The organism is Mesorhizobium sp. INR15, from assembly GCF_015500075.1.
GTDB lineage: Bacteria > Pseudomonadota > Alphaproteobacteria > Rhizobiales > Rhizobiaceae > Mesorhizobium.
In genome coordinates, this window is sequence record NZ_CP045499.1 from 181,895 (window position 1) to 199,715 (window position 17,821).

Genomic DNA, 17,821 nt, shown 5'->3' on the forward strand with positions numbered 1-17,821 from the left:
CTTGATCCCAGCAGTTAAGGTCATATATACGATACGATACATATGTGTATCGATATTAAGCGGGTCAGTCAATGAGCCTTTCTATTGGGCTTACGAGCGGCCGGCCACGAAGCACGGATGTGGATGTCGCCATCCTCGACACTGCACTCTCGCTTTTCGTCGAAGGCGGCTTGGCTGCCGTTACGTTCGAGCAAATCTCGAAGCGATCGGGCGTCAGCCGGGCCGCCATCTACCGTCGGTGGCGATCCAAGGAGGATATCATTGCCCATGCGCTTGGTCGTCTGCGCGAACAGGACGAGGCGACACTGAGCAACTGGGCCGAGCGTCCCATGTCGGAGGTCATGGACTGGTTCATCGAAAATGTGCCGCGACAAATGCTCAATCCGCTCTACCGAAACCTGTCCCGCAACGTTCTCGCGCTCGGCGAGACGTCGGACCTGAAAGCTGCCTACACACGAGCGGTTCTTCGCCCCAGGCGCGAGGCCTTCTCGGCAATGATCCGGCGGGCACGCGCTCAAGGGGATTTGCCCGAGGGTCTGGACCCCGACCTTATCCAAGACATGTTGAGCGGAGCTTTGCTTCATCAGGTTCTTCTTGAGTCTACGCATCAGACCGAAGCGAGCCTCCGTAACTACGTCGTCCGGCTTCTCATGGGCCTGGGTCTTCTTTCGCAAGGGAAGGCCCTTATGTAGAACCCTTCCGCGCTTTCTCCACACCCTGCTGACTCAACCCGTCCGGGCTTTCATCGTCCTAAGGCAGAGCGTCCCCATCGCGCATCCGGCTCGGCGGCAGGTCGTGCAAGCGACCCCAGGCGCGACGCAGCTGTCGCGTGGAGGCATAGCCCGCACGTTCGGCGACCGTCTCCATGTCGAGGCGTGGTCCGGCCAGAATTTCTCGAGCCAGAGCCACGCGCATACGGTTCACATACTCGGTGACACTCATGCCGGTGTGTTCGTTAAAAAGGCGGGAAAGGTTCCGCGGGCTGGCGGCACTCAGCCGGGCGAGCGTGGCAACCGACCATTCCCTCGCTGGATCGGCGGCGACCGCGTCTTGCGTGCGGTGGACAGCGGGGTGAATGTGGTTGCGGCCTTCGAGCCAAGGGGAAAGCTGCGGATCGGCGCCGCCGCGTCTGAGGTAGACGACGAGATAGCGCGCTACTGCGAGAGCACAGCCGTGCCCAACCGTTTGCGCGACGATGTGCAGCATCAGATCGATGCCGGCGGTGACGCCTGCGCTGGTCAGCCGCTCGCCGTCCTCGACGTAAAGCCGATTGTGCCGCACGCGCGCGCTCGGGGCGAGTTGTGCCAATTCTTCGGTGCAGGCATGATGCGTCGTGCAATCGTAATTGTCGAGGAGACCGGCCCGGGCGACAAGCAAGGCGCCCGAGCAAATCGAGATCACCCGTATACCTGGACGGATGGCGATCTTCAGCCAGTCGACAATATCCGCTTCTTGGACCTGAACCATCTCCGGGCTTGTCGTCACGCCGCCCAACGGTATCTCGGCACTGCCCGGAACCACGAGCAGCGCATCGTCCGGCAGGCGTGTCGGCAAGGGCCAGATACCGCTGACCGCAAGCCCAATGGACGTGCCGGTCGACGGCGTCGATCCGACATAGGTGACTGCGAAATGGACAGCATTCTGTTCGAGATTGGCCTTGCGCAAAACCTCGATCGGTCCCGCCACGTCAAGCAGCAGCACGCGCGGCGGCACCACGACATAGACGGGGATCTCGCGAGGTTTTGGGCCAAGCTTCATGCAGCGATCTTTTCCAGCCGTCCGGCCAAGGCCTCCTCAACGGTCGAGATGCGCGCAAATCGGTCGGCGAGCACCAGTTCGGTGCGTGCCCGAATTTCCGCCGCGCTCCATTCCCTCCCAAGAATATCGGTCATTGGAAAGGTCAGCGTTGCTTCGCCGACATAGTCGACATGATAGCCGAGATCCGAAGCATGGCGGGTCGTTGTCTCACAGCATTGCTCTGTTCGGATACCGGAGACGATGAGGCGGCGGATGCCGTTTTCGGTCAGCCAGACGTCGAGTCCGGAACCAACAAGCGCGCTGTGACGGCGCTTGCGAAATACAGCGTCAGGGACGAAGGCAAGGGGCGAAAGCGTAGTTACGAATCCTGATCCTTCCGAAAATGGACCGCTTTCCTCGACATGAAAGATCTGAATGACGCGGATGCCAGCGACCTTGGCGCCGTCTATGAGGGTCTGAAGACGTTGTGTGAAGGCGGGGACGTCGGCATCCCGATAGTAGGAACGATGGCGAAACGATTCCTGGGCATCGATCACGAGCAAAGCAGTGTCGGACATTTTTGATCTCCCATTTGCGAGCATGAGGTAATCTATGCCTCTGATATGCCAAACGGAATGCCAGTTGCGGACAATTATCGGACAGATCGCGCCAAACGATCAACGAGTTGGCTCTGCCACAACCCGCTTCGTTAAAAGCGGTTCGCAATCCCTCATTGTTCACGCGCTCCTGAACGGGCAGTCGGGTTATCATTTCACGGCCGTAAGCCCGTCATCAGCCGATAGCTTCGGCGGACAGTGACTTGGCTTGTGCCACGCAGTACGATCCCTGCCCCATGTCAGCGATCGAGCTGGGACCCTTGTCCCCAGGTTCGCGGCGCTGGATGGCGTCGCGCCAGAGCCAACGCGGTATCCCGTACAGCGAAGGGCTGCTCGCCGGGATGCGCGCTGATGACGTCAGCCAAGCGGCGTTTGAGCGTACGCGGGGGTTGCATTTCGCCCTTCAAATTACACTAACGGTTGTCAAGTTCGGCCAGTAGTCTAGCAAGCCTGGCGGGCACGCCGGGAATATGGCCGGCAATTTCGAGGGCGGTGTTGCGCAGCAATCGGGCTGGCGCGGACCTGAGCGTCGCGGCCCGTGTCATTCGATCGGTCATAGTGACGACGTTCTGCGCGATCTCGTGACGTCGGCTGGCCCATGCGTCGAGCGCCGTGGTTGCGCCGCCGTGGACCGCGTCGAGCAACGGTGAGGCGAGGGAGACGGCATCCTGGATGCCAGTATTCATACCTTGCCCACCCGCCGGGCTATGCACATGGGCGGCGTCTCCGCACAACAGGATGCGTCCGGCCCGCGGCGTGGCGGTGACGCGATGCTGGAGATGAAAGCGCGAACTCCAGACGATTTCCTGGATTGTCGATCCCGCGCTTGCCGGCCCGCGCGAGTCAAGAATGCGCTGCAGGAACGAAATGTCGGGCTGCTCGGGTGCTTTGTCGATGGTAGCGACGATCCGATAGCGCTCATCGGGCAACGGCGCGACAACAACCAATCCTGCGGGTGAGAAAAACAAGCTGACCTCCTCGCGAGAGAGCGGCCAGTCCATCCGAACATCGGCAAGGACAAAACTTTCCTCATACGCGCCGCCTTCGAAGGCGACACCGGCGGCGTCGCGCGCGACGCTGTGGGCACCGTCGCAGCCAACCAGCCAATTGGTTCGGATCGCGTCCGATCTTCCATCACGCTTGATCGTTAAATCGACGCCATTGCTCTGCGCCTCCAGTGCTACGACTTCTACCGGACGTTCAACCTCGCCGCCCAGCGCGCGCAGCCGATCCAGCAGAATCGCCTCGGTCCGGTTCTGTGGGCACATGATTGTGAACGGGTAAGGCGTATCAAGGCCGGAAAAATCGATCTCCAGTAACACCTTGTCACGATCGTGGATGCGGAAGATCGGTACCTTGACCCCTTCCACGAGCAGCGCTGCCGTGGCGCCGAGCGGCCTAAGGACTTGCAGCGTTTGCGCGTGCACCACGGCCGCGCGCGACGTGTTTGCACCTTCCGCCTGTCGATCGAGTAGAAGCGGCGTCGCTCCTAGCCGCCGAAGTTCAGCGGCAAGCGCCAGTCCGCTCGGACCGGCACCGACGATGACGATTTCAGTATGGGAAGGCAGCGCGTTCATGACATACTCCGATGCGAACATGTGTTCGCATATAAACGATGGCGAGACAATTTGGTTCAGAAGGTTGTAAATAAAAGCGCGAAATCTCCTGCGCGACCGCGCCGATCACAGCCGAACCGCGACCGTATTCTGGCCGCCGCGCGTCGTGTGTTTGCCGCGCAGGGGTATGACCGCGCGACCGTTCGGTTGGTTGCCGCCGAGGCAGGCACCGCGCCGTCGATGGTGATCCGCTATTACGGTAGTAAGAATGAGCTGTTCGCGGCGGCCGTGCAATTTGACCTACGCCTGCCAGATTTGACCGGCGTCCCGCGCGGCGAGATCGGCGCATGCCTGACACGGCATTTTCTGACGCGGTGGGAAGAAGCGCCGTCCGGCGGCGAACTCGGTGCGCTTGTCCGCGCGGCGATCAGTACGGACGCGGCGCGTGAGCGGCTGATCGAGATTTTCCAGCGTCAACTACAAGTTTCCATTGCCGCCATCAGCGGCCCCGAGGGAGCGGACAGGCGGGCGGCCCTGATCTCGAGCCAGTTCCTGGGAATTGCGCTTGCGCGATATGTGCTGGCTCTGCCCGCCTGCGTTGCGATGGACCATGATCTGATCATCGCCCATGTCGGCGCGACCGTTCAGGCCTATCTGACTAAATCCATCTCTCCTGTGAACGGCTAGCCACGACGGCCTGGACTTCACCTGTGGCGATAGAGCCAGCCTTTTTAAGCGTGACAGGACGCGCCTGTCTCTTTCATAAGCGCGTGCAATTCGGCTGAAGTAGCAAGACAGAAAGTTCGAAAAGCTTCCAGAAACCCCAGTCGATGGTCAATTGGAGAACTGCCTGTTGACCGCTTCGGGGCCGTTGAACGAACCCGCTGCGCGGGAGGGCGCCTGCGGTTGAGGTAGGGGTGATGGGCCGGCCGTCGCGCTCGCGTTGAGCGTCGTCCAGCAACGGCAGAAGATGACGGGCTTCTTCAACAAGGAGCCCGACCATGCCCCATCCCCTTCTCGATGCACCCATCAGCCCGCTGCGCCAGCGGCTGATCGACGACATGAACATGCGGCGTTTCTCACGCGAGACGCAGCGCAACTATCTCCGCGATATCGGACGCCTGGCGACATTCCTTGGGCGTTCGCCAAACACGGCGACAGCCGACGACCTACGTCGGTTCCAGATCGAGCAGCAGGAAGACGGCGTTCCCGTGCCGACGATGAACAGCATCGTGTCGGCGCTGCGCTTCTTCTTCACCCAAACGCTCGACCGCCCGGACCTGGCGCGCCGGCTCGTCCGGCTGTCGCATCCGCGCAACCTGCCCGTGGTGCTCAGCCGCGACGAGGTGGCCCGGCTGCTCAACGCCACCACGTGTCTCAAGCACCAGGCCGCATTGTCGGTCGCCTATGGTGCGGGCTTGCGCGTCGCGGAGGTGTCGATGCTGAAGGTCGCCGACGTCGACAGCGAGCGCATGCTGCTGCGCGTCGAGCGCGGCAAGGGCGGGCGGTATCGCAATGCCATGCTCTCTGCCGATCTACTCACTCTGCTGCGTCAGTGGTGGAAGGTTGGGCGGCAGCAGGGCGTGATGCATCGCGACGGCTGGCTGTTCCCTGGGCAGCACGCGATGAAGCCGATCAGCACGCGACAGCTCTATCGCATCGTCGTCGAGGCAGCGCAGGCCGCCGACATCGCCAAGCGGGTCGGGCCGCACACGCTGCGTCACAGCTTCGCGACCCACCTGCTGGAGGACGGCACCGATATCCGGATCATCCAGGTTCTGCTCGGGCACGCCAAGCTGAACACCACCGCTCTCTACGCCAAGGTCGCGACCCGCACGGTGCGTGCCGTGACGAGCCCGCTCGACAAGCTCGGCCTGTTCAAGCCGGAAGAGATCTCACCCGACGGCTGAGCCATGCGCGCCTCGATCGAGGTCGCCGACATCTTCCGTGCTGCCGGGCTCGCCTATCGGGTCGCCCATGCCGGCCATCTGAGCCTGCAGCAACTGAAGGTCATGTCGGCAATCGAGCACTGCCGCACCGCAGCCCTTGGCGGTCATGTCGAGGCTTGCGAGGACTGTGGCCAATGGCGGATCGCCTACAACTCCTGCCGCAACCGGCACTGCCCGAAGTGCCAGGGTGCGGCCGCGCGGACATGGCTTGCAGAGCGGGAAGCCGACCTGCTGCCGGTCGGCTACTTCCACGTCGTGTTCACGCTGCCCGCCGAGGTCGCCGACATCGCATTCCAGAACAAGTCGGCGGTCTACGACCTGCTGTTCAAGGCGGCGTCGGAGACGATGCTGACGATCGCCGCCGATCCGAAGCATCTCGGCGCACGCATCGGCATCACCGCCGTCCTCCACACATGGGGCTCAGCGATGACGCATCATCCGCATGTGCACATGATCGTGCCGGGCGGCGGCATCGCACCGGACGGGGCACGCTGGATATCATCGCGGCCGGCCTTCCTTCTGCCGGTGCGCGTGCTCGGCAAGCTGTTCCGCCGCCTATTCCTGACCCGGCTGGTCGCGCTGCACGACGCTGGCCGGCTCGCCTTCTTCGGCGCAATTGCTCATCTCGCGGAACGGCGGGCATTCCTACGCCACCTGTCGCCGGTCCAGAAGAAGCGCTGGGTGGTCTACGCCAAGGCGCCCTTCGCCGGTCCGGAAGCGGTGCTCGCCTACCTGTCGCGCTACACGCACCGGGTCGCGATCTCGAACAGCCGCCTCATCCACCTCGACGAGAGCGGCGTCACCTTCCGTTACAAGGACTACCGCCGCGACGGCGCCGGTCGCCAGCAGGTCATGGCGCTCGCCACCGACGAGTTCATCCGCCGCTTCCTGCTCCATGTCCTGCCGCGTGGCTTCCATCGCATCCGGCATTGCGGCTTACTCGCTGGCTCCGCCCGCAGGGCCAGCCTCGCGCTCGCCCGCGAACTCCTGGACGTCGCCGCGCAGCCCGATGACGACACATCAGACGAACCGGACGACTTCCGCCCGCCATGCCCACGCTGTCGCGGACGCATGATCGTCGTTGAGGTGTTCGAACGCTGGCGGCAGCCCCGCGGACCGCCGCACGCAACGGCATCGAACCGGGAGAACGGCCCATGATCCGGCATGGCATGGTAGAGCCTTCAGCCGCAGGCGCGTCCCCTCCGGCAACGGATCCACGCGTGCCCATGGTGACTACTGACGCCGAAAGGCGCGCGTCCGGACCAGCGCCGAGCCCGCAACATCGCGCGGAAGCGCACCAAAGCGGCCTGTCCGTATCAATCGCGGCGCTTCCCGGCGACGATCGCGCCATCGCCGACATCAGCCGCAAATCGAAATCCCCATAGCCATCGACTTGTGGCCCGCGGGTTCCTTCCTCGGGGACTTTCGTACGCCTGCCGGCGCCCGAAACTCTTCACGAAAGCCGACTGTCAGCACCTGTATTGGTAACTCGAGAAGCCGACATCACCGACCACCTGTAGACTGTCCCTGATCGCCCCAAGCCACAGGCGAGCGACTAGCGTTGGAAGGTGAGGTGGATGGTCCCACTCGGTGCCGTTTCTGCCTTGACAGTGTAGCCCGCTTCTAGGCCGCGCAGATCGTCCCACAGGCGTATGCCGCGCCCAAGCAGAATCGGAGCGATAGCAACGTGAAGGCGGTCGACAAGGCCAGCCTTGAGATAGTCACGAACGACGGTCGGACCACCGCCTATCCTCACATCCTTGCCGTTTGCGACGCCCATTGCTTGCTGGAGCGCATCAACGGCGGTGGTATTGAGGAAGTGGAACGTGGTGCCGCCAGCCATCTCCAGGGAGGGCCGTGGGGTGTGGGTGAGGACGAAGACTGGAATCCGGAATGGTGGCTCGTCGCCCCACCAGCCGCGCCAGTTCGGATCGCCGGGAAAGTGGTGTAGCCCGAACTTGCCAGCGCCCATGATCTCGGCACCGACATCCGCGAAATACCCCTTGGCGTATTCCTCGTCCACGCCTGTGGTCCCTGCTCCCGTGGTATCCTTGAGCACCCGCTCACGGAAGGTTCGCGTTGCGACATATGCGCCGACGAGACGCGGCCAGTCCTCGCCGAACGGCACTTCGGGCGTCTGGTCCGTCGTTGTCGCAAAACCATCGAGCGCAATCATGAGGTCGACACGAACTACCATCGGAGTTCTCCTGGAGAGCGGTTGCATGGCCTCAATACCAAGCGGGCCTTATACTAAGGCATGTGCCTTCCTATCTAGAACCGGATACTAAGGCAAGTGCCTTTTTTAACCTTGACCGGCGCCCCCGGTGCCGTTACTGATGTATATGCCTTACCATTCGACACCGCTCGACCTCGCCTTTCATGCTCTCAGCGATCCAACCCGCCGCGCTGTGGTGTCGCGGCTGGTCGAGGGCGAGTTGCCGGTCAGCGCCTTGGCTGAGCCTTTCGACATGGCGCTGCCCTCCTTCGCCCAGCATCTCAAGGTGCTGGAAGTTTGCGGGCTGATCATCAGCGAGAAGCGCGGACGCAGCCGCTGGTGCCGGCTGGCGCAGGCGCGCTTCGACGAGGCGGCAGACTGGATGGAAGCGGAGCGCCGGCGCTGGGCCGAGCGGTTGGATCGGCTAGAAGTCTACTTGGATAAAATGGAAGAGGATGATGAACGACGTGGCTAACCTGTTTGAGACTTGGTCGCTCGATCGCGAAATCGTCCTGGTCAAGCTGCTGAACCACCCACGCGATAAGGTCTTTGCCGCCTGGACGGACCCCAAGGCGCTGGGCCAATGGTACGGCCCGGCCGGCCTCAGCATCGAGAGCCACGAGGCCGATATCCGCGAGGGCGGAGTCTGGCGCTTCGACATGGTGGGTGTGTTCGAGGGTCAGGAGCAGCGCTTCCCCAACCTCATGCGCTTCCTGGAAATCGTGCCGGGCGAGCGGATTGTGATGGACTATGGCACGCCCGACCCTGACGACCCTGACCGTTTCCGCGCCACGGTGACCTTCGATGAGCAGGCTGACGGCAAGACGGTGCTGACCATGCGCCAGCTCCATCCCAGCCGCGAGCGGCGTCAGGTGGTCATCGGCTTCGGCGCGGTCGAATACGGGCTGCAGACGCTGGACGGCCTCGCCGCCTGGCTGGACGGCTGAGCCCTTGGCCGCTCAGTGCCGCGCGCGCCAGTTGGCAAGGGCCGAGGCGGAGCGCAGATCGAACTGCGCTTGATCGCGGAAGGCCACACACTTTGTCTGCTTTCGGGCGGCCGCCATCTTGATCTGAACGACAGCATGTGGGCGCATACCAGACATTCATTACCCGACCATCTACGCGCCGGTCACATCAACCCGTCAACGACGTCGATTGAAGAATGGCCTGCATATGCTCTGCGAGGTCGAGTTCGCCGCGCGCCTCGATCTCTAAAAGGTACTGGGCCTTGGCCAGGCGATCCCCTTCCCCAACGGCAGGATACCCGCAGATGGCGAGCAGCGCCCTCTCCTCTTCCCGGCTGGCTTTGGCAGGGTCGCAACCGCCACCGCCTACGGCTTGATGGAGAAGGCAGCAGGCACTCTGCCCGCAAAAGGCTCGACCGATGTTCGCCGATACGAACGGCATTGGACGCCGCTTCACATCGACTTTCATGTCGGCGATTTCGAGATCTCCCTGGCGAGGGTGATGAGCGCTGGTGCCAAATGCGAGGAGAAGTTCGAAGGCGGAGGCCGGCCCACCATCGCGTTTTGCAGCGATCCATTCGGCAATGGGTTCTGCATTCTTGGGCCAAAACCGAATGACTAGCTCTAGCTATTTGACCAGAGTCCACAGTGGAAATTGCGAGCCAATCGCTTGCTTTGCGTTCCACTGGACTCTACGCGCTTAGTGATCCTACGCGACGCGCCATTCTTGTGCGCCTCGCATCCGGAGATACGACTGTTTCGCAGTTGACGGAGCTGTTTCTGCTCAGCCAGCCAACCATATCAAAGCACTTGAAGGTTCTCGAGGCAGCTGGCTTAATCGAGAGCGGGTGCGACGCTCAAAGGCGCCCGCGTAGGCTCACGCCGCTGGGAATGAACGACATTTCTAATTGGCTCGAATCCCTTCGCCAGCGATGGGAAAGCAGGTTCAGGAATCTCGATGCCATCTCGCGAATGTGAAATCAGTAGAAATAGTTCCGGCGTAGAGCGACCGACACCAGGACGTAAACTCATTTCTGGATAGCCAGATGCGAGTTGCCGCGAGTTTGAGGCAGGGCAACTTTTCGTAGCGGGGTTGCGATGCGACGGAAATGTTTAGCATTTTTGAGAAGCTTTCGATGAGATTGCGCAATTGCAGCCTGAAGCAGTTCCTTGCGGTCAATCTTTGAAGGGACGTCTTCCGATGACTTTCGCTTGGTGACGGTATTCCGTAACACGTTGGCATCACTGCCTTTGTCAGCGAGCAGCAAAGCCACTCGAGCTGCCCAACTATCAAGCGGGCAATAGCAGCGCGTCGCCATCGCAACACGCCGTCTTGCGTCCGTGCGCAAGCACCTCAGATAATCGTGTTCCTAGCGCTTTTTCGCGCCAACCCCCTAGCCAATTCGAAAGACAAGACGTTGTCTTGCGAGTTCGGTCTTACTCTGCTTTCGATCTCTCTGTGGACAAGTACGAACATAAGCCCCTCAGCAGTGGCGAAAGGTGCCTTGACAGGCAGGCTCGCGGCAAGCGTTTCGAGTGTCGAATCATCCATCGCGACTATGTGGCGCTTCACCGCGTCGATATGGTCTCCGAGTAGACTGAGCAACTCAGCTGCTTTCTGCATCGACAAACATCGTCTTGACCGTTCATTTGAGATGCGACTTGGGATGCATATTTCAGTGACTTTGGCAGTCGTTGCCTTGCAGCCCCTTTTGGGCGTCGCTTTGAGCACTCGGCGGGCCGCGTTCGAGAGATGTTTTAGAAAGAATACGAAACCACCAATGCCCGTTTCGTTGGTGTCGATCGTACGCATGTTGATCTCTTTGGTCAAATGCGTTTAGATGGTTACATGCACCCTTCAAAATCCGAATTGCTCCGCGATCCGCCCTCGCGCGCTGATAGCCTCGATCTTATCGGCAGCGAGCTGGCATTGGACTTCACAAATACCTCGTCGGGGAGAGGTACGCCGACACATCAGGATCACCTGCGCTGCTTTAACGACGTTATACATTGGATCGAGCATGCAAAGGTGGTGAGTTCCTTCGACTGCGCGTTCATAGTGTCAACGGTGCCCGAGCGGTCCAAGGGAGCAACAGCGATATTCCGCAAAACACTGGAAACACGCGAGATGATCTGGGCCGTAGCGAGTGCCCTCGCCGAAAAGCGAGAGGTCCCTGATGACATGCGCGCAGCACTGGTCGCAACGCACTCAGAGAGCCTCGCATTCGCCCGCATGGGCCGGCACGACAACTCCTATATTTGGACTTGGGACCCGCGGCGAAATGTTCAGGCTTCGATCCTCGGCCCGATAACCCTATCAGCGCTGACCTTGCTGATGGAGAAAGACCTGACGCGCACCAAGCGCTGTGAGGGGAAGGACTGCGGCTGGTTGTTCTTCGACAGGACCAAGAATGGTGCCCGACGCTGGTGCGAAATGCGCGTCTGCGGCAATCGATCGAAAGTCAGAGCAGCAAGGGGGCGTAGGAAACTATCTGCACAAGGTCAGGGCTAGTCGTCACCGGTTTGCGCCGCAGGCCCTGTGATGCAGGCGTCAATCTGAGTCCGAATATACACTGCTTCGGCAGCCGTTCTGGAAAGCGCGATCGCCCTGTCAAAGGCGACCTTTGCTTCGTGATTGCGCCCGAGTTTGAGCAACAGCGACCCCCTCACTCCGAAGTAGTTGAAATAGCCTGAGAGCGCGTCTTCCAGGGGACCGATCAAATCCAGGGCGGCCTGTGGGCCGGATATCTCCGAAACGGCTACCGCCCTGTTCAAAGCAACTACCGGCGACGGCTGTCTCTTCTCGAGCGCACCGTAGAGACGTTCGATCTGTAACCAATCCGTTTTGCCTGGCGTTGACTGAAGATGTACGGCGACAAGCGCCGCTTGGATTTGATAGGGGCCAGTCAGGCGGTGGCGCATCGCCTTGTCGATCAATGACAAGCCTTCGGCAATGAGTTCCCTGTCCCACAGGTCGCGTTCTTGATGCCCCATCGAGACCAAACCGCCATCTGGGTCAAATCGGGCACGCCATCGCGCTTGGTGAAGGAGCATCAAAGCTGCAACCCCCATCAATTCCGGCTCTGAAGGAAATAAGCCAAGCAGCAGGCGTGCCAGCCTTATCGCCTCGATGCATAGCGGCGACGGCCCTGCCTGCCCGGAGCTAGCGGTGTATCCTTGATTGAACATCAGATAGAGAATCCCTAGCACGCTCGTAAGTCTCTCGGCGCGTTCGGCAGCGCCAGGCAGTTCGAACGGGAGGCCAACAGCGGCAACCGCGCTTTTGGCCCGGGTGATACGCTGCTGCATCGCCCGCTCGCCTACAAGAAAAGCCCGGGCGATTTCCGTTGCGCTCATGCCACAGACGACGCGCAGCGCTAAGGCGATTTGCTGTGTCAGTGGCAGGGCCGGGTGGCAGCACATGAAGAGCAGGCGCAAAATGTCGTCGCGGTAGTGCAATTCGTCCAGACGCTCGACGGCAAGCATCTCGCCATCGTTGCGACCAGCAAACAGCGTGTCGTCAACCGAAAGCGGCGCAGCACGCTTGGCTCGGCGGACGTCTTCAATACCGGCGTTGCGGCCAACGAGCATCAGCCATGCGGTCGCATCACGAGGCCGCCCGTTTTTTGGCCAGCTCTTGAAGGCCCTGATACAGCTATTCTGGAAAGCATCTTCGGCGAGGTCGATATCCCTGAAATATCGCATCAGCCCAGCCATCACTCTGGGTCGGACACATACCAGTATCTCACCGATCAGCGCGGCATCGGAACCTGGGTTCATGTCACGCGTCGGACCGCCAGGATAGGCCTTACCTCGTAGCCGCTACCCCACGGGTTGGCGGCGGAGAGCTTCTTTGCAAAGTCGATAGCAGTATCTAGAGCATCGCAATCGACCATGTAGAATCCGACCAGATGCTCCTTGGATTCGATGAATGGCCCGTCCACCACCATGGCCTCGGCGCGGCCTTTACGGACAGACACAGCTGACGTCACTGGCTGTAGGCGAGCCGCCTGGGTCACGCAGCCGCTAAACGCCTCGCAGACAAGGTCGAGTCGTTCGATCACCTCACGATCCTTATCGGGCGTCCAGCTGGCAGAGGCCAAGTCTTCGGCTGTGAAACAGAAGATGGCATATTTCATCGACATGTTTGCTGTCTCCCGCGCGCTCAAGATGCTTTTGGCCCAACGAGCGCGAACACCGCCCCCTGACGGTCAAAGCATCGCAGCGTGAAGTCACCGTCTGGAACCTCTCGCAGCTCGTCAAAAACCTTGCCGCCCTCGGCCACAACCCTGTGCGCGGCCGCTTCTATGTCGTTGACCCGAAAGAATGGGCTCCACAAAGACTGAGAGATTTCTTGCGGCCGCCGCGCGATCCCCCCAGCGGGCTCATCGCCGGTCGAGAAAATCAGATAAGGTCCGGCCGCGCCCATGTCGATTGTCTGAACTGACCTCCATCCGAAGGCATGGCGATAAAACGAAAGCGCCTCTTGCGGGTTGCCCGTATAGAGTTCATGCCAAGCAACGTGGCCGTTCAGCGTTGAATCAGCTTCAGTACGGCTGGCGCTGCCTGACGACGACGCGAAAAGCCCAATCGCGGCTCCCTGCGGATCGCCGACAATGGCAAAACGGCCTATGCCTGCCGCATCGCATGGCGCCAGGCGCACAACGGCGGCGAGCTCATGCATCATCGCGACCACCGCGTCAACATCCTTCACAGCAAGATAGCCGACCCAACCCGAGAGGGCGCCGCTGCCATCCGAGTAGGCAACGGTATCGACGATCGCGGCGGTGGGGCGTTCGCCGGCGCTCAGAATTTTGTAAGCGACATTATCGACCACCATGTCGCCAGCAGTGAAACCAACCACGTTGACGTAAAAGTCCGCCGCTGCCCCAATGGCAGTGGTAAGCAGTTCGTACCAGACGAAATTACCTTCGATGTCGGCCATGTCGTTCATGTCTCCAGTTGCTAGACCAAGGACGTTCCGGCTCGGCGCGTTACGACATGGCATGGCAAATAAATTGCCCAAACGAGGCCGATTTCCTGTCGACCTGGCTTTGATCGATTTTGTGACATGATTGCTCTGCCCGTTGAGCGGTGAGCGGCCAGGGACCGCGGCGGCGCAAGGGGCCTGCGCTCGGCAGCGTCATGCAAGACGTGCCGTGAGCATTATTGCTTCGTGACGGGCAAACATTGGTGTTCCGAATGAACTCGACGGCCCGCACATGTTGGTGTGGCCATCAGTACAGGCGATTAGAAGCGGCCAAAAGCCGCTATGACTGCACCCGGCGGTCGATCACCTCGTGGTGGACTGCGTGACTGTCGAAATGGCTCAGCACAGCGCGAGCGGTCGCGGGAACGTGGCTAGCGGTATAGTCTTCGCCCATGAAATCGCGGACAGCGTCCAAGCTATCGAACCACATCAGGGTTGTGAATTCGACTTCATCCGTGTGGTCGTGACGCATCAGGTCGATATGTCGAAAACCAGGGATGTTGCGAGCTTCGATGTCGGGGATGACCTGACCACGCACCACCGCTTGATAGCCATCGGCATTTTGCTTGCTCGTCCAGCCGCGCCAAATCCTACAAATCATTCTTTCGCCCACTATTTGACCTGACCTTCATAACATGACTCCGTGAAGGATAGCTATCCGATGCAGCTTCGCGTGACACCGTCTATGTGTATTTTGCCGGTGTCCAACGTAGCGTAGGACGGCTACATTGGTCAAGTGAGTTGGCGGTTCTGGTAATCACTGGCACATGTGGCTCGCGACTTACCATTTTACGTACTCAAGCCAGGCCTGTCGGAAACCACGCGATTCGTAGAAGCGAATGGCCGAAGAATTTTGTGCTACCGCCCCGATGACTTGATCGACCGCACCATGCCTGGTGACAATCTCGTCCACGCGGTCCAGAAGCGCTGCGCCGACATGTTGTCCACGGTGGTCGGGCGATACGATCAGAAATTTTGTCTCTGCGACACGCTTTCCGGTTTCCCATTTGTCCGAAAGCCCAAAGTCCTCGCCACCTTCATGAATTGCGGCAGAGGCAAGGCCGACGATTCTCGAGCCCGCACGGGCCACTAACAAAAGACCTTCCCTTGCGCCTTTCTCCAACAATCCACGAATCACAGACCAGGAAGGTACATCTTCAACATAAGGGCCGAGGTTCGGCGAAACGAGCTGGTGATGATGGTGCAACTCCAACCACAGCGGCTTGAGTGAGGTCACCAAATCGACGCCAGCAACCTCAATATGGTGCTTTCCGTGAAATCGGACGGGCTCTTCACTTGGTCCGAAGCGGACCATAGTCAACCAGGCGGCTTTGAAACCCCGTTTTGAAAGGAAACGGATACCAGTATCATTTCCCGCAGTAACACCTGCCAGTCTGGCCGACATGCCAAATCTTGAAATTCTCTCTTCCATGGCGGTGAACAGGTTGCGGCCTATCCCTATCCCACGGTATTCTGGCCGCACGAAGAAGGTGAGCACCTTCCACAGGCTGGTCGGCTGCTGGAATGTTGCCGACCATTGCATGGGCTGCATTGCACAAACAACATAGGCAATATCGCGCTCGCCGTGGGTGACTATCCAGCCGTAAGCGCCCCCTTTCTTGAATGCTGTTTCGTATCGGCGGCGAATTGCTTTCCAACCGTCATGAGCCGTCACGGTAGCAACCCGAGGCGCGCAGCCTTGGCACCCAACGTGTTCGACCCGCCAAAGCGTTTCGAGCCTATCAAGGTCGGAGAAAGCGAGCTCGCTAAGGTCGAATAGCAAGGGCCGGCTCCGCTGGTAGCTTCAATGAAATATCACAAGGCGACGCTCGGTCATGGAAAGCCATTCCCCGACAACAATTGCGCAGCCCATGGCGACCAGGAATGCTCCGTCGAGGGCTTGTACCCTTCGAGCCCCCAACGCGCACGTTGCCACCCACCTTAAGTTACCACTCGTCTATCGACCCTGCTCAACATCGATCCAGACTAGGCAACCAAGGCGGCGTCGACTGGTAGATGTCACTGCGAGACTGAGCTTCCGCCTCTGCACAGCCAAGCTCAGCATACAGCCAGCAAACGCCAGCAGATTTGGCCCCGAGCTCGCCGTTACCTGTTTCATCTCTGAACCCCGCCCGAGGCATTCGGACTGCCAGCAGCCGACGCAGCAATTGATACGCTATGGCCATGTCTCCGGTCAAACGCATTTAGATGGTTACAAGCAAATTGGACACTGGGACGGTCAACCTCTTGGGGATCTTCCGCGTTCCATGCATCACCATGCGCAACGATCGAAAGATGCGATGCCGAGATTCCGATCCCTCGCCATCAGCCGGCGGCATCGAGTCGAACAATGCAGTGATGCATTTTCCGGACCAAATTTGTGCCGAAAAGCGGACATTCGTTGCAGGCCTAACCCATCATAAACCGTCTTGACGCATGTGGATTTAAAGCGCGGGAGGCGTTTCTGAATTCCGTAGGTGTCTGACCTGTTTGGCGCTTGAAGGCCCGGCTAAAGTGTTCAGCATTGGTGAAGCCACAGCGAAACCCTATCTCGCTCATATGCAAGTCGCTAACCTCAAGCAGCGTCTTTGAGGTGGTGCCGGATTTTGAGACAGGGGCATAAGGTGGATCGCCCGATGAAGAGGACGATCCAGTATGAAGACACGCAGACGGTTTACGGCCGATTTCAAGGCCAAGGTTGCGCTTGAGGCGATCCGCGGCGAGCGGACGATTTCTGAACTGGCGACGAAGCATCAGCTTCACCCCAACCAGATCACGCAGTGGAAGCGGCAGGCCATCGAGAACCTGGCCAAGGCGTTCGACGACAAGGCCGCGGATGCGCAGGTCGGCCGGGAAGCCGAGGTAACGAAGCTTCACGCCAAGATCGGCCAGCTCGTGGTCGAGCGGGATTTTTTGGCCAAGACCTTCGATCGCTGAGCCTGGATCGGAGGAGAATGATGATCAATCCCGATCACCCACGGCTCTCGATCCGCCGCCAGTGCGAGCTTGTCTCGATCTCGCGGGCGTCATTCTATCGACAGCCCGTCGACGAGACGCCCGAGACCCTCAAACTGATGCGCGTCATCGACGAGGCCTTCATGGAAATGCCCTGGTATGGCTCCAGACAGATGGCGCGGCATCTGCGGCGTCAGGGTTGCTGCGTCGGCCGCAAGCGGGTCCGGCGGCTGATGCGCAAGATTGGCTTATCGCCGATCTACCAGGCGCCGAAGACCAGCACGCCGCATCCTCAGCACCGCATCTATCCCTACCTGCTGCGGCACCTGGCGATCGAACGGCCGGACCAGGTCTGGTGCGCCGACGTGACCTATATCCCGATGCGGCGCGGCTTTCTCTACCTCGTCGCCGTCATGGACTGGTTCAGCCGCAAGGTGCTCGCCTGGCGGCTGTCGAACACGATGGATGCCGACTTCTGCGTTGCCGCGCTTGAAGAGGCGATCGCCCGCTACGGCAGGCCCGACATGTTCAACACGGATCAGGGAAGCCAGTTCACCAGCTTCGCCTTCACGTCGACGCTGAAGGACGCTGGGATCCGCATCTCCATGGACGGGCGCGGCCGCTGGATGGACAACGTCTTCATCGAGCGGCTATGGCGAAGCCTCAAATACGAATGCGTCTTCCTCAGCGCCTTCGAGACCGGCAGCGAGGCGCGCAAAGGCATCGGTTCCTGGATTGACTATTACAATCGGCTGCGCCCGCACTCTACCTTCTCCGGCAGGACGCCCGACGAGGTCTATGCTATCGCAGAAATGACGGAGCTATTGGCGGCGTAGA

At 60.3% G+C, this 17,821-nt stretch carries 23 protein-coding genes; 10 read left to right on the plus strand and 13 right to left on the minus strand.

The window, feature by feature from the left end:
* Nucleotides 1-119 precede the first annotated feature (119 nt).
* Complete coding sequence (locus GA829_RS35110) at nt 120-692, plus strand: TetR/AcrR family transcriptional regulator (protein ID WP_195180351.1); 573 nt, start codon at nt 120-122, stop codon at nt 690-692.
* 58 nt (nt 693-750) lie between these two features.
* On the opposite strand, the gene GA829_RS35115 is transcribed toward GA829_RS35110, so the two are convergent.
* The 3 genes from GA829_RS35115 to GA829_RS35125 form a co-directional block, all read right to left on the minus strand.
* A complete protein-coding gene (locus tag GA829_RS35115; protein ID WP_195180352.1) occupies nt 751-1,758 on the minus strand; it encodes a GlxA family transcriptional regulator in 1,008 nt (335 codons plus the stop codon).
* Nucleotides 1,755-2,339 (minus strand): isochorismatase family protein, encoded by a 585-nt coding sequence (locus tag GA829_RS35120; protein ID WP_374940451.1) that lies wholly within the window; start codon nt 2,337-2,339, stop codon nt 1,755-1,757. The genes GA829_RS35115 and GA829_RS35120 overlap by 4 nt, the downstream gene beginning before the upstream one ends.
* Nucleotides 2,340-2,767: 428 nt before the next feature.
* Nucleotides 2,768-3,931, minus strand: coding sequence for an FAD-dependent oxidoreductase (locus GA829_RS35125; RefSeq protein WP_195180353.1), 1,164 nt, complete (start codon nt 3,929-3,931; stop codon nt 2,768-2,770).
* Nucleotides 3,932-3,982: 51 nt separating this feature from the next.
* Between GA829_RS35125 and GA829_RS35130 the strand changes: the two genes are divergently transcribed.
* From GA829_RS35130 to GA829_RS35140, 3 genes are all read left to right on the plus strand, one after another.
* Nucleotides 3,983-4,597, plus strand: coding sequence for a TetR/AcrR family transcriptional regulator (locus tag GA829_RS35130; protein ID WP_258052461.1), 615 nt, complete (start codon nt 3,983-3,985; stop codon nt 4,595-4,597).
* A 314-nt stretch (nt 4,598-4,911) separates the two neighbouring features.
* Nucleotides 4,912-5,820, plus strand: coding sequence for a tyrosine-type recombinase/integrase (locus GA829_RS35135; RefSeq protein WP_195176217.1), 909 nt, complete (start codon nt 4,912-4,914; stop codon nt 5,818-5,820).
* A 3-nt stretch (nt 5,821-5,823) separates the two neighbouring features.
* The gene (locus GA829_RS35140; protein ID WP_195176218.1) at nt 5,824-7,017 is read left to right on the plus strand and encodes an IS91 family transposase; all 1,194 of its coding nucleotides are present in this window, start codon (nt 5,824-5,826) and stop codon (nt 7,015-7,017) included.
* Between the two features lie 397 nt (nt 7,018-7,414).
* On the opposite strand, the gene GA829_RS35145 is transcribed toward GA829_RS35140, so the two are convergent.
* The gene (locus GA829_RS35145) at nt 7,415-8,056 is read right to left on the minus strand and encodes a dihydrofolate reductase family protein (protein WP_195180355.1); all 642 of its coding nucleotides are present in this window, start codon (nt 8,054-8,056) and stop codon (nt 7,415-7,417) included.
* A gap of 145 nt (nt 8,057-8,201) precedes the next feature.
* Here GA829_RS35145 and GA829_RS35150 point away from each other — a divergent pair, with 145 nt between their 5' ends.
* A complete protein-coding gene (locus GA829_RS35150; RefSeq protein ID WP_195180497.1) occupies nt 8,202-8,549 on the plus strand; it encodes an ArsR/SmtB family transcription factor in 348 nt (115 codons plus the stop codon).
* Complete coding sequence (locus tag GA829_RS35155; protein WP_195180356.1) at nt 8,533-9,021, plus strand: SRPBCC family protein; 489 nt, start codon at nt 8,533-8,535, stop codon at nt 9,019-9,021. The genes GA829_RS35150 and GA829_RS35155 overlap by 17 nt, the downstream gene beginning before the upstream one ends.
* 187 nt (nt 9,022-9,208) lie before the next feature.
* Here the strand turns inward: GA829_RS35155 and GA829_RS35160 are convergent, their stop codons facing one another.
* Nucleotides 9,209-9,508, minus strand: a complete 300-nt coding sequence (locus tag GA829_RS35160) for a hypothetical protein (protein WP_195180515.1) — start codon at nt 9,506-9,508, stop codon at nt 9,209-9,211.
* On the opposite strand from GA829_RS35160, the gene GA829_RS35165 reads away from it, so the two are divergent.
* On the plus strand, nt 9,416-9,661 hold the full coding sequence (locus GA829_RS35165; protein WP_195180357.1) for a VOC family protein: 246 nt from the start codon (nt 9,416-9,418) through the stop codon (nt 9,659-9,661). The genes GA829_RS35160 and GA829_RS35165 overlap by 93 nt on opposite strands.
* 26 nt (nt 9,662-9,687) lie before the next feature.
* A complete protein-coding gene (locus GA829_RS35170) occupies nt 9,688-10,017 on the plus strand; it encodes an ArsR/SmtB family transcription factor (RefSeq protein WP_374940452.1) in 330 nt (109 codons plus the stop codon).
* A 50-nt stretch (nt 10,018-10,067) separates the two neighbouring features.
* Here the strand turns inward: GA829_RS35170 and GA829_RS35175 are convergent, their stop codons facing one another.
* Nucleotides 10,068-10,313: a hypothetical protein gene (locus GA829_RS35175; RefSeq protein WP_195180358.1), complete on the minus strand. Its 246-nt coding sequence runs from the start codon at nt 10,311-10,313 to the stop codon at nt 10,068-10,070.
* A gap of 80 nt (nt 10,314-10,393) precedes the next feature.
* On the minus strand, nt 10,394-10,852 hold the full coding sequence (locus GA829_RS35180; RefSeq protein ID WP_195180359.1) for a hypothetical protein: 459 nt from the start codon (nt 10,850-10,852) through the stop codon (nt 10,394-10,396).
* A 36-nt stretch (nt 10,853-10,888) separates the two neighbouring features.
* Between GA829_RS35180 and GA829_RS35185 the strand changes: the two genes are divergently transcribed.
* Entirely contained in the window at nt 10,889-11,551 is a 663-nt protein-coding gene (locus tag GA829_RS35185) for a CGNR zinc finger domain-containing protein (RefSeq protein WP_195180360.1), read from the plus strand.
* Here GA829_RS35185 and GA829_RS35190 read toward each other — a convergent pair.
* The 6 genes from GA829_RS35190 to GA829_RS37140 form a co-directional block, all read right to left on the minus strand.
* Nucleotides 11,548-12,819: an RNA polymerase sigma factor gene (locus GA829_RS35190; RefSeq protein WP_195180361.1), complete on the minus strand. Its 1,272-nt coding sequence runs from the start codon at nt 12,817-12,819 to the stop codon at nt 11,548-11,550. The two genes, GA829_RS35185 and GA829_RS35190, sit on opposite strands and share 4 nt — an antisense overlap.
* A complete protein-coding gene (locus GA829_RS35195) occupies nt 12,816-13,184 on the minus strand; it encodes a YciI family protein (RefSeq protein WP_258052462.1) in 369 nt (122 codons plus the stop codon). Before GA829_RS35195 ends, GA829_RS35190 begins: the two co-directional genes overlap by 4 nt.
* Before the next feature lie 20 nt (nt 13,185-13,204).
* Nucleotides 13,205-13,984, minus strand: a complete 780-nt coding sequence (locus tag GA829_RS35200; RefSeq protein ID WP_195180362.1) for a VOC family protein — start codon at nt 13,982-13,984, stop codon at nt 13,205-13,207.
* Between the two features lie 325 nt (nt 13,985-14,309).
* Complete coding sequence (locus GA829_RS35205) at nt 14,310-14,642, minus strand: antibiotic biosynthesis monooxygenase (protein ID WP_258052463.1); 333 nt, start codon at nt 14,640-14,642, stop codon at nt 14,310-14,312.
* Between the two features lie 168 nt (nt 14,643-14,810).
* Entirely contained in the window at nt 14,811-15,704 is an 894-nt protein-coding gene (locus GA829_RS35210) for a GNAT family N-acetyltransferase (RefSeq protein ID WP_195180363.1), read from the minus strand.
* A gap of 734 nt (nt 15,705-16,438) precedes the next feature.
* Complete coding sequence (locus GA829_RS37140; protein ID WP_258052464.1) at nt 16,439-16,783, minus strand: helix-turn-helix domain-containing protein; 345 nt, start codon at nt 16,781-16,783, stop codon at nt 16,439-16,441.
* On the opposite strand from GA829_RS37140, the gene GA829_RS35220 reads away from it, so the two are divergent.
* A protein-coding gene (locus GA829_RS35220) for an IS3 family transposase (RefSeq protein ID WP_374940362.1) occupies nt 16,685-17,820 on the plus strand; the annotation gives its coding sequence in 2 pieces (ribosomal slippage) (nt 16,685-16,955 and nt 16,955-17,820; 1,137 coding nt in all). The genes GA829_RS37140 and GA829_RS35220 overlap by 99 nt on opposite strands.
* Nucleotide 17,821 lies beyond the last annotated feature (1 nt).

Bases quoted from the DNA above. Each gene is read 5' to 3' on its own strand.
- GA829_RS35115 (WP_195180352.1), bottom strand. From the start codon at position 1,758: ATGAAGCTTGGCCCAAAACCTCGCGAGATCCCCGTCTATGTCGTGGTG.
- GA829_RS35120 (WP_374940451.1), bottom strand. From the start codon at position 2,339: ATGCTCGCAAATGGGAGATCAAAAATGTCCGACACTGCTTTGCTCGTG.
- GA829_RS35125 (WP_195180353.1), bottom strand. From the start codon at position 3,931: ATGAACGCGCTGCCTTCCCATACTGAAATCGTCATCGTCGGTGCCGGT.
- GA829_RS35135 (WP_195176217.1), top strand. From the start codon at position 4,912: ATGCCCCATCCCCTTCTCGATGCACCCATCAGCCCGCTGCGCCAGCGG.
- GA829_RS35140 (WP_195176218.1), top strand. From the start codon at position 5,824: ATGCGCGCCTCGATCGAGGTCGCCGACATCTTCCGTGCTGCCGGGCTC.
- GA829_RS35145 (WP_195180355.1), bottom strand. From the start codon at position 8,056: ATGGTAGTTCGTGTCGACCTCATGATTGCGCTCGATGGTTTTGCGACA.
- GA829_RS35150 (WP_195180497.1), top strand. From the start codon at position 8,202: ATGCCTTACCATTCGACACCGCTCGACCTCGCCTTTCATGCTCTCAGC.
- GA829_RS35155 (WP_195180356.1), top strand. From the start codon at position 8,533: ATGAACGACGTGGCTAACCTGTTTGAGACTTGGTCGCTCGATCGCGAA.
- GA829_RS35165 (WP_195180357.1), top strand. From the start codon at position 9,416: ATGGAGAAGGCAGCAGGCACTCTGCCCGCAAAAGGCTCGACCGATGTT.
- GA829_RS35160 (WP_195180515.1), bottom strand. From the start codon at position 9,508: ATGAAAGTCGATGTGAAGCGGCGTCCAATGCCGTTCGTATCGGCGAAC.
- GA829_RS35180 (WP_195180359.1), bottom strand. From the start codon at position 10,852: ATGCGTACGATCGACACCAACGAAACGGGCATTGGTGGTTTCGTATTC.
- GA829_RS35185 (WP_195180360.1), top strand. From the start codon at position 10,889: ATGCACCCTTCAAAATCCGAATTGCTCCGCGATCCGCCCTCGCGCGCT.
- GA829_RS35190 (WP_195180361.1), bottom strand. From the start codon at position 12,819: ATGAACCCAGGTTCCGATGCCGCGCTGATCGGTGAGATACTGGTATGT.
- GA829_RS35195 (WP_258052462.1), bottom strand. From the start codon at position 13,184: ATGTCGATGAAATATGCCATCTTCTGTTTCACAGCCGAAGACTTGGCC.
- GA829_RS35200 (WP_195180362.1), bottom strand. From the start codon at position 13,984: ATGGCCGACATCGAAGGTAATTTCGTCTGGTACGAACTGCTTACCACT.
- GA829_RS37140 (WP_258052464.1), bottom strand. From the start codon at position 16,783: ATGCTTCGTCGCCAGTTCAGAAATCGTCCGCTCGCCGCGGATCGCCTC.